The organism is Mongoliimonas terrestris (assembly GCF_001927285.1).
GTDB lineage: Bacteria > Pseudomonadota > Alphaproteobacteria > Rhizobiales > Pleomorphomonadaceae > Chthonobacter > Chthonobacter terrestris.
The window spans coordinates 1-7,824 of the sequence record NZ_MSIG01000036.1 but is presented as its reverse complement, the minus strand read 5'-3'; the positions used below and the strand labels follow the sequence as shown (position 1 = coordinate 7,824).

Here is a 7,824-nt window from a genome sequence, read left to right as displayed (position 1 = left end):
CCGGTCCGAACGGCCGCCGTTCGTCCGCTCGGCAGCCGATCCAACGCCCCTCTCCCGAAAACGCCCCCGCTCAGCCCTTCGGCACCTCGTGCCGCCACGGCGGGTTGGCGCCCGCGCGCGAGCAGGTGATCGCCGCGCAGGTGACGCCGAAGGTCAGCGCGGCGCGGATCTCGTCCGCCGAGGCGCCGGCCAGCGCCTCCTTGTCGATCAGGCCGGCTTCCTTCAGGGCCACCAGCGTGGTGCCCTGGAAGGTGTCGCCCGCGCCGATGGTGTCGACCACGTCCACCTTGGGGGCGGGCACTTCCACCATGCCGGCGGTCTTGTGCCAGGCGATCACGCCCTTGCCGCCGCGCGTCACCATCACCAGCACGGCGCCGCCGGAAAGCAGCGACTCGGCCTTCCCGGCATAGTCGGTGCCGCCGTAGAGAAAGTCGAAGTCCACGTCCGACATGCGTACGATGTCCGCGTTGGCGGCGAACGCCTCCATCCGGCGGCCGTAGTCGGCCTTGTCGCGCACCAGCGAGGGCCGGCAATTGGGGTCGAACGACACGGTCGTCAACTCGCGCGCCGCCTTGGCCATCTCCAGCGTGGAGGTGGAGACCGGATCGTTGATCAGCGTGGTCGAACCCACGTGGATGCAGTCGATGGCGGCGAAGGGGATGGAGCCGGGCGTGTAGGTCCACAGCCGCGCGGCGGTGGTCTCGTCGTAGAAGGCATAGTGCGGCTCGCCGTCCACGAAGCGCACGAAGGCGAGGGTCGCCTCCGTGTCGGAGCGGTCGGTGTAGCGCAGATCCACCTTGGAGGCCGCCGCGTGGTCGGCGATCATCTGGCCGAACATGTCCTTGGACAGCCCGCCGACGAGTCCCGCCGGCACCCCGAGCCGCGCCATGGCGACCGCGATGTTGAGGCAGGATCCGCCCACCACCGGCACATAGGCGTCCCGGCCGTCCTGGGCCTTGACGGGAACGAAGTCGATCAGCGCGTCGCCACAGCTCAGAAGCATGGATGGGTGTCCGCCTCGCAAGGGTCGGGCGGCGGGAAACCCGCCGCCGGTCGGTCCTTGCTAGCCTCAAAGCCTAGTCCGTTCAATGGCGTCATAGGCCGAACGTCGGATTGTCCTGCGTTTTGCGCTCAGCTGCCCGAGGGCGTCGCGTTCGGGTAGAAGAGCTGCTCGCCGCCGATCGTGAACCCGGCGATCGCCGCCTGTCCCTCCTTGGAGACCAGCCAGTCCACGAAGGTCTGGCCGAGGTCCGCCTTCACGGTCGGGTGCTTTTCCGGGTTCACCAGGATCACGCCATACTGGTTGAAGAGCGCGGTGTCGCCTTCGACCAGCACGGCAAGATCACCCTTGTTTTCAAAGGCCGCCCAGGTGGCGCGGTCGGTGAGCGCGTAGGCGCCCATGCCGGCCGCCACGTTGAGGGTCTGGCCCATGCCGGACCCGGTCTCCCGGTACCAGCCGCCGGAGGCCGCCTTCACGTCCACCTTGGCCTTCTGCCAGAGCTTCAGCTCCGCCTTGTAGGTGCCGCTGTCGTCGCCCCGCGAGGCGAAGGGCGCCTCGACGTCGGCGATCGCCTTCAGTGCCGCCGCCGCGTCCCGGCCGCCGGCGACGCCGGCCGGATCCGCCTTCGGGCCGACCACCACGAAGTCGTTGTACATGACGTCGAAGCGCTTCACCCCGTGCCCGGCCGCCACGAAGGCCTCCTCGTCCGCCTTGGCATGGACGAACAGCACGTCGCCGTCGCCGTTCTCGGCGTTCTTGATCGCCTGCCCGGTGCCGACCGCCACCACATCCACGCGGATGCCGGTCTTCTCGGTGAACAGTGGAAGCAAGTAATCGAAGAGGCCGGAGTTCGCGGTCGAAGTCGTCGATTGCAAGAGGATGGATTTCGCGTCGTTGGCCGCCGCAAGGAGGCTCGAGGCGGTGAGGGCGACCGCGGTCGCCAGGCCGACGAAAGTGCGCCGATTGAGCATGATCGTCACTCCATGATGTCAGGGTATAAGGAGGCCGGAAAGGTAGGCTTTCGCCGCCGCGCTCCGCGGGTCGGCGAAGAAGAGGCGGGCTGCTGCCTGTTCGGTGATCTGGCCGCGGTGAAGGAAGATCACCTCGTCGGCGAGCCGTCTGGCCTGGCCGATGTCGTGGGTCACGAGAACGACCTTCAGGCCACGCGCGACCGCGCGTCCGATCATGCCCTCGACTGCCGCGACCGCCGCGGGATCCAGACTCGCCGTCGGTTCGTCGAGAAGCAGCACCTCCGGATCCAGCACCAGCGCCCTCGCCAACGCCAGCCGCTGCCGCTCACCCCCCGACAAAACCCGGGCGGGACGGTCGCCAAGACCGGCAAGGCCGGCATCCTCCAGCGCCCGATCGGCCTTCCGGCGGTCCCACAAGCCGCTGATTCCCATGGCGAACTTCAGGTTCGCCCGCACCGACCGGCGGAGCAGCACCGGCTGCTGGAACACGAACCCGATCCGCCGCCGGACCGTCCCATCCGGCGCAAGCCCGCCCCAGGTCACCGCCCCGGCATCCGGCCGGACCAGCCCGTCAGCCACCCTGAGGAGCAGGCTCTTGCCGGCCCCATTCGGCCCCAGAAGCACCGTCACCCCCGCTGACCCGATCGTCAGATCCTCAATGTTCAGAAGTACTTGCCCCTTTCGCACGAGCCGCACGCCCGTCATCCGCAACGGCGTCAGTCCGCCGATGGGGTGGCTTGAGGTCAGGACCGGCGGCAGCGTTCCGTCAGCCATGCCCGGCCTCCACCGCCCGCGACCGCACCCCCATCACCGCCGCATTGACCCCCACCGAGAGGAGGATCAGCACCATCCCGAGCGCCAGCGCCAAGGCCAGATCCCCCTTGGAGGTCTCCAGCGCGATCGCCGTCGTCATCACCCGTGTCAGATGATCGATGTTTCCCCCGACGATGATAACCGCCCCCACCTCGGCGATCGCCCGCCCGAAACCCGCCAGCGCCACCGTCACCAGCGCCGACCGGCCGTCCCACAGAAGGGCGCCGAGCGCGGCGTGCCACGGTACGGCAAGAGACTGAAAATACTCGTCATATTCCGCCGCCAGCGTCTCCACCGTCTGCCGCGCGAGGGCGGCGACGAGGGGGGTCACCAGGACGGCCTGGGCGATCACCATGGCGGTCGGTGTATAGAGAAGGCCGAGCGGACCGAGGGGACCGGCCCGCGAGAGCATCATGTAGACCAGAAGGCCGATCACGACCGGCGGCAAGCCCATGAGCGCATTGAGAAAAACCACGATGGCGCGGCGCCCGGGGAAGCGCAGGAAGCCGATGAGGGCACCGAGCGGCAGGCCGATCAGGCAGGCGACGAGCACGGCCCCGAGGCTGACCGCGAGGGACCGGGCGACGATCTCCAGAAGGTCCGGATCCCCCGATACGAGCAGGTGGCCCGCGAGCCGGAAGGCGGCGCCGAAGTCCTGCACCTGTCGTCTCCTCCGTTCCTCTCGTCGCATTTGTCCGCTGACGCCGGACTGTGCGAGAACCACTCTGACCTGTTGGCGACCCGTCTCGGTGCGCCGGGCAACCGTGTCATCTCCAGTCCGGAAGGACAAGCGACAGGCCTGCGCGGAAACGCAGATTGGCTCTGAATATTTTGATGCACCAGCAGGTTTGGAAACGTGTGCTTCTCAGCGCAGAAAAATGCAGGGGTGGTGGCATGGCGAGCGGTATAGTCGTGGTGGGCGGCGGGCACGCGGGCGCCGCGCTTGTGGCAGCGCTTCGAAGCGAAGGCTATGAGGGGCCTGTCAGGCTCGTCTCCGCCGAGGGAGAGATTCCCTACCAGCGCCCGCCGCTCTCCAAGGCCTTCCTGAAGGACACGGCGGCAGAGATCCTGCCGATCCGCCCGGAAGCCTGGTACGTGGCCAACCGGATCGACGTCGACCTGAACGCCACCGCCGTCGCCATCGACCGGCAGGCCCGCACCGTGACCCTCGCCGACGGCCGCAGTCTCGCCTACGACGGGCTCGCCCTCGCCCTCGGCGCCCGGGTCCGCCGGCCCGAGGTGCCGGGCGCCGACCTCGACGGCATCCTCTACCTCCGCTCCACCGCCGACGCCCGAATCCTCCGGGAAGCGCTGGTCCAGGCGCGCGACGTGGTGGTGGTCGGCGGCGGCTTCATCGGCCTGGAAGTGGCCGCCACCGCGGCGCTCCTCGGCAAGACCGTGACCGTGCTCGAAGCCGGGCCGCGGCTGATGGGCCGGGCGGTCGCCCCGGAAGTCTCCGTCCACATGCTTGCCCGCCACAGCGCCGCCGGTATCGAGGTGCGCCTCGGCACCGCGCTCGCCGGCTTCGAAGGGGAGGGCGGCAAGGTCCGCGCGGTCCGCGCCAGCGACGGCAGCCGCATCCCGGCGGATCTCGCGCTGGTCGGCATCGGCGTCATCCCGAACGCCGAGATCGCCGAGGCGGCCGGCCTTGCGGTGGAGGGCGGCCTCTTGGTGGACGACCATGCTGTGACGTCCGACCCCACCATCGTGGCCAGCGGCGACGGCGTGGTGTTCGACCACTGGCACGCCGGCCGCCGGCTTCGCGTGGAGTCGGTCCAGAACGCCACCGACCAGTCGCGGCACGCGGCCCTTGCCCTCCTCGGCAAGCCCGATCCCTACCGGTCGGTGCCCTGGTTCTGGTCCGACCAGGGCCCGACCAAGCTGCAGATGGTGGGTCTGTCCCAAGGCGCGGACCGGACCGTTCTTCGCGGCAATCCGGAGTCCGGCCGCTTCTCGGTCTTTCATTATGCCGGGGATCGCCTCCTCGGGATCGACAGCGTCGACCGGCCGGCCGACCACATGGTGGGCCGCCGTCTCCTCGCCGCCGGCATCGCCCTGCCGCCGGCGCTGGCGGCGGACGAAACCGTCGACCTGAAGGCGCTGGTGCCTGGACGGTGACAAAAATGCCGATATAGATCAAGCTCCTGCCAGCTTGACGAAGGGATATCGTCCATTTAATGATCTGATCCTATCAAAGGATCGGAGGCGATCTTCCATGAAAGTGACGCTGAAGGACGTGGCCGACGCGGCCGGCGTGAGCGTCGCCACGGTCGATCGCGTGCTCAATCGCCGGGAGGGCGTGCGCGGCAACACCGTCGCCCGGGTGGAGGCGGCGATCCGTCGCCTGGGCTACGCACCGTCGAGCCTTGCCTCCCGGGTCCAGCCGCCGCCGAACAGCTACCTCTTTCTGTTGCCGACCGGCGGCAATCCCTTCTTCACGGCCCTCGGCGAGGGCGTCGCCCGGCTGCGCGAGTGGCTGCCGTTCGCCGGCTCCACCTTCGACGTGCGCACCGTCGACGTGTTCGACGGCCCGGCGCTCGGCGCGGCGCTGGAGCGAGCCGGCGGCGACGACTATGACGGCATCGCCGTGGTGGCCCTCGACCATCCGGCCGTGCGCGAAGCCATCAACGCGCTCGCCCGGCGCGGGATCCGGGTGGTGACGCTGGTCTCCGACGTGCCGAGCTCGGCGCGAGACCGCTACGTGGGGATCGACAACACCGCCGCCGGCCGGACCGCCGGAACGCTGGCCGCGCGCTTCCTGGCGAACCGCACGGGCAAGGTGGCGCTGGTCACCGGTTCGCTGGCGCTCCGCGATCATGCGGAACGCTGCTTCGGGTTCGAGCAGGTCATCACCCAGGATTTCCGCGACATCCAGGTGATCGCCGCGCGCGAGGGCCGGGACGACCCGGAGCGGGTGGCGGCGGTGGTGCGCGATCTCCTCCGCGACCATCCGGACCTTGCGGGCATCTACAATGTGGGCGCGGGCACCGGCGGCGTCATCCGGGCGCTGGAGGCCTCCGGCCGGGCGCGCGAGATCGTCTTTGTCGCCCACGAACTCACGGACGAGAGCCGGTCGGCGCTCCTGCGGGGCACCATCGACGCGGTGATCGCCCAGGATGCCGGCCACGAAGCCCGGTCGGCAGCGCGGGTGCTGCAGGCGCTGATCAACGACCTCGCCATCCTGGACGACCAGGAGCGGATCCGGATCGAGGTCTACCTTCGCGAGAACCTGCCGTAGGCGACTGCGGCCAAGCACAAGAACGCTTCAGGGAGTTGGAAGATCATGTCGCACACCATAGGCATCGATGTCGGCACGTCGTCGGTCAAAGTCGTGCTGATCGACGGGGCCGAGCGGCTCGTCGCCACCCGGTCGGTGGCCCTGGAGGTGTCCCGGCCCCATCCGGGCTGGTCCGAGCAGGACCCGGACAGCTGGGTGGCGGCCACGTTCGCGGCGCTCGACGCCCTGAAGGCGGACCACGCGGCGGAGATGGCCGACGTCACCGGCATCGGCCTCTCCGGCCAGATGCACGGCGCGACCCTCCTCGACGACGCGGACCGTCCGCTCCGCCCGGCGATCCTCTGGAACGACGGCCGCTCGGCCGCCGAGTGCGCGGACCTTGAGGCCGCCGCGCCGATGCTGCGGGCGGGGGCGGGTAACATCGCCATGCCGGGCTTCACCGCGCCGAAGCTCCTCTGGGTGCGCCGGCACGAGCCGGAGATCTTCGCCAAGGTGGCCAAGGTGCTGCTTCCGAAAGACTATGTGCGCCTGAAGCTCGTCGGCGACCATGTGTCCGACATGTCGGACGCCGCCGGCACCCTCTGGCTGGACGTGGCGACGCGCGACTGGTCGGACGACCTTCTCGCCGCCACCGGGCTCTCCCGCCGGCACATGCCGCGCTTGGTGGAGGGCACGGCCGTCTCGGGTACCCTCCTGCCGGATCTCGCCGCCCGGTTCGGGATGGCGAAGCCGCCGGTGGTGGCGGGCGGCGGCGGCGACAACGCGGCGAGCGCCGTCGGCATGGGCGCGGTGAAGCCCGGCGTGGCCTTCGCCTCGCTCGGCACCTCCGGCGTGCTCTTCGTCTCCAACGCGTCCTTCCTGCCGAACACGGAAGGGGCCGTGCATGCCTTCTGTCACGCGGTGCCGAACACCTGGCACCAGATGGGCGTGATCCTCTCCGCCACCGCCAGCCTGGAGTGGCTCTCCCACATCCTGGCGACGCCGGCGCCGACGCTGACCGCCCCGCTCGACCCGAAGCCGACGGCGCCGTCGCCGGTGATCTTCCTGCCTTATCTCTCCGGCGAGCGGACGCCGCACAACGACGCCGCGGCGCGTGGCGCCTTCATCGGCCTCGGCCACGAGACCACCCGCGAGACGTTGACCCAGGCGGTGCTGGAGGGCGTCGCCTTCGCGTTCCGGGACTGCCAGCGCGTGCTCGAGGACGCCGGCACCACGCTCGACCGCGCCTTCGCGGTTGGCGGCGGCTCGCGGTCGGAGGCCTGGCTCACCATTCTCGCCTCCGTGCTGAACCGGCCGCTGGATGTGACGCGCGAGGCGGACGCCGGCGGCGCCTTCGGGGCCGCCCGCCTCGGCCGCATCGCCGCCACCGGCGACGACCCGTTCGAGACGCTGACCCCGCCCCCGGTCGCCCGCACCGTGGAGCCGAACCCGACGCTCGTCGGCGCCTACGCGGAGACCTATGACCGCTACCGCCGCCTCTTCCCCGCCATCCGCCAGATCGTCTGACCCTTCGGTCACCAAGGCCGACACAGGAGCCTCACGCATGAACGCCCCCTTCTTCACCAACCCCAAGCCGCTCGTCTACGAAGGCCCGGACTCCAAGAACCCGCTCGCCTTCCGCTGGTACGACAAGAACCGCGTGGTGCTCGGCAAGACCATGGCGGAGCACATGCGCTTCGCCATCTGCTACTGGCACTCCTTCACCTGGCCGGGCGGCGACCCGTTCGGCGGCGAGACTTTCGAGCGGCCGTGGATGCACGGCAGCGACGTGATGGCGCTCGCCCGGCAGAAGGCGGACGTCG

The 7,824-nt window shown here is 70.0% G+C and carries 7 protein-coding genes and 1 pseudogene; 4 read left to right on the top strand and 4 right to left on the bottom strand.

All coding sequences use genetic code 11. The features are described 5' to 3' along the window. Positions 1 to 70: 70 nt before the first annotated feature. The 4 genes from BUQ68_RS22375 to BUQ68_RS22360 all read right to left on the bottom strand — a co-directional run bounded on the left by BUQ68_RS22375 (position 71) and on the right by BUQ68_RS22360 (position 3,445). Positions 71 to 1,003, bottom strand: coding sequence for a carbohydrate kinase family protein (locus BUQ68_RS22375; protein ID WP_075218250.1), 933 nt, complete (start codon positions 1,001 to 1,003; stop codon positions 71 to 73). Between the two features lie 128 nt (positions 1,004 to 1,131). Next, entirely contained in the window at positions 1,132 to 1,971 is an 840-nt protein-coding gene (locus BUQ68_RS22370; RefSeq protein ID WP_075218249.1) for an ABC transporter substrate-binding protein, read from the bottom strand. Between the two features lie 18 nt (positions 1,972 to 1,989). Further along, positions 1,990 to 2,745, bottom strand: coding sequence for an ATP-binding cassette domain-containing protein (locus BUQ68_RS22365; RefSeq protein WP_075218248.1), 756 nt, complete (start codon positions 2,743 to 2,745; stop codon positions 1,990 to 1,992). Then, on the bottom strand, positions 2,738 to 3,445 hold the full coding sequence (locus BUQ68_RS22360) for an ABC transporter permease (protein WP_075218247.1): 708 nt from the start codon (positions 3,443 to 3,445) through the stop codon (positions 2,738 to 2,740). Before BUQ68_RS22360 ends, BUQ68_RS22365 begins: the two co-directional genes overlap by 8 nt. 233 nt (positions 3,446 to 3,678) lie before the next feature. On the opposite strand from BUQ68_RS22360, the gene BUQ68_RS22355 reads away from it, so the two are divergent. The 4 genes and pseudogenes from BUQ68_RS22355 to BUQ68_RS22340 form a co-directional block, all read left to right on the top strand. Beyond that, positions 3,679 to 4,902: an NAD(P)/FAD-dependent oxidoreductase gene (locus BUQ68_RS22355; RefSeq protein WP_075218246.1), complete on the top strand. Its 1,224-nt coding sequence runs from the start codon at positions 3,679 to 3,681 to the stop codon at positions 4,900 to 4,902. 97 nt (positions 4,903 to 4,999) lie between these two features. Then, positions 5,000 to 6,022, top strand: a complete 1,023-nt coding sequence (locus BUQ68_RS22350) for a LacI family DNA-binding transcriptional regulator (protein WP_075218245.1) — start codon at positions 5,000 to 5,002, stop codon at positions 6,020 to 6,022. A 45-nt stretch (positions 6,023 to 6,067) separates the two neighbouring features. Beyond that, the gene (gene xylB / locus BUQ68_RS22345) at positions 6,068 to 7,528 is read left to right on the top strand and encodes a xylulokinase (RefSeq protein WP_075218244.1); all 1,461 of its coding nucleotides are present in this window, start codon (positions 6,068 to 6,070) and stop codon (positions 7,526 to 7,528) included. A 37-nt stretch (positions 7,529 to 7,565) separates the two neighbouring features. After that, positions 7,566 to 7,824, top strand: a pseudogene (locus tag BUQ68_RS22340) (xylose isomerase); the annotation flags it as partial.